Annotated in this window: 1 pseudogene; it reads right to left on the minus strand. The window is 39.6% G+C overall.

What is annotated here, in order from left to right:
• A pseudogene (locus ACFIK6_RS09655) lies at nt 1-1,725 on the minus strand (hypothetical protein); the annotation flags it as partial.

The following is a 1,725-nucleotide window of genomic DNA, read 5'->3' on the forward strand; positions in this document are numbered from 1 at the left end:
GGTGCAATCCATTTTCCATTTTCATAGCCAGCACCTCCACCAAAATAGGTCGAAACTGTTTGATTCATTGAATAAAGTTGGTTGCCGGTAATCGCTTCTGTCGAACCTTTAGAAATTTCTCCATCCAATAAAAACTTCAATTTGCTATTTTCTTGTTTCGTTATAATTTCGCCATCTTGTGTTTCTGTTTTTATATGACGCGCAACAAATGCCTGAGCTTCATTGCTCCATAACAAAGAATCCTGTGCTACTCCTTCAGAAACCTCCTTAATCCTCTGATTGACATTCTTGATATTTGTATCAAGTCCTTCAAAAGCTGAACCGACATTGGTAAAAGGTTTCGCTGTTATCTTACCATCTGTATCAATCTCAGATAAACTATAGGTTGGACCTGTAAACGCACCATTATTAAAAGTTGCATTGCCCCCTAAATAAGTAACAACCTTATCATTCGTTTCAAAAAGCTGATTACCCGTGACAGCATCCGTTGATTTTGCGCTAATCTCACCATTGGCTAGAAACGTAATTCTACTGTTTTCTTGTGTTGCTACAGCCCTGCCTTTTTCTTCTTTGCTCTTTTCATGACGTGCTACAAACGCATGGGCTTCATCATTCCATAACAAAGAATCCTGCGCTACTCCTTCAGAAACTTCCTTAATACGCTTATTTACATTCTTGATATTTGTATCAAGACCAGTAAATGCACTACCAACATTATCAAAAGAACTGTCTGTTACTTTTCCTTCCTCAGAAACATGAGATAATTTATAAGTAAGGTTGGTAAAGCTACCGTCTTTAAATGCGGCATCACCACCAAGAAACTTAGCAACCTCCTGAGAAATTGTGTTGATCTGGCTACCATTAATCGCATCATGTGAACTCTCACCAATGGCACCATCTTTTACATTATGAAGTGCAACTGGTCCTGTATCCTTACCTTTACCTAAAGTCACACTGCTATAGTCAACTATTCCGTCTTCTTTTTTATCGTAGAGAACCACTGCTGAATCATCAGACTGAAGGCTGGTAGAAAGATCTTTTAGACTTGCATCAAGCTGCGCTTTATTGACTGCTTCATTGTCATTCTCTGCTGCCTTAACACCGGAAAGCGTCCGATCTACCTGCTCCTTATTTGCAATATTGATTTCACTGCCTTCTACTTCTGTACCAATATTGATAACTTTCGTCTTCTCATCCTGCTTCGCAAGGCTATCACTGACTACATTGGTCACATCATTGTGAACATTCGTTATAGAACTTGCAACACCTGCAAGTGCTTCCGCTACACTATTGTAAACCTTTTCCTCACCAGTACTACCATCATCATTGACAGTTTTAAGTTTGAATGTGGGTGCAATCCATTTTCCATTTTCATAGCCAGCACCTCCACCAAAATAGGTCGCAACTGTTTGATTCATTGAATAAAGTTGGTTGCCAGTGACAGCATCCGTTGATTTTGCGCTAATCTCACCATTTTCTAGAAACGTAATTCTACTGTTTTCTTGTGTCCTTACAGCCCTGCCTTTTTCTTCTTTGCTCTTTTCATGACGCGCTACAAAGGCCTGCGCATCATCATTCCACAACAAAGAATCCTGCGCTACTCCTTCAGAAACCTCCTTAATCCTCTGATTCACATTCTTGATATTTGTATCAAGACCTGAAAAAGCGGTTCCAACACCTTGAAAGGAACTATCTGTTACACTTCCATCTTTGGCAATGTAAGAT

Origin of the sequence: Bartonella sp. AS69XJJH (assembly GCF_042195585.1) — a bacterium.
In the GTDB taxonomy this organism is placed as follows: domain Bacteria; phylum Pseudomonadota; class Alphaproteobacteria; order Rhizobiales; family Rhizobiaceae; genus Bartonella.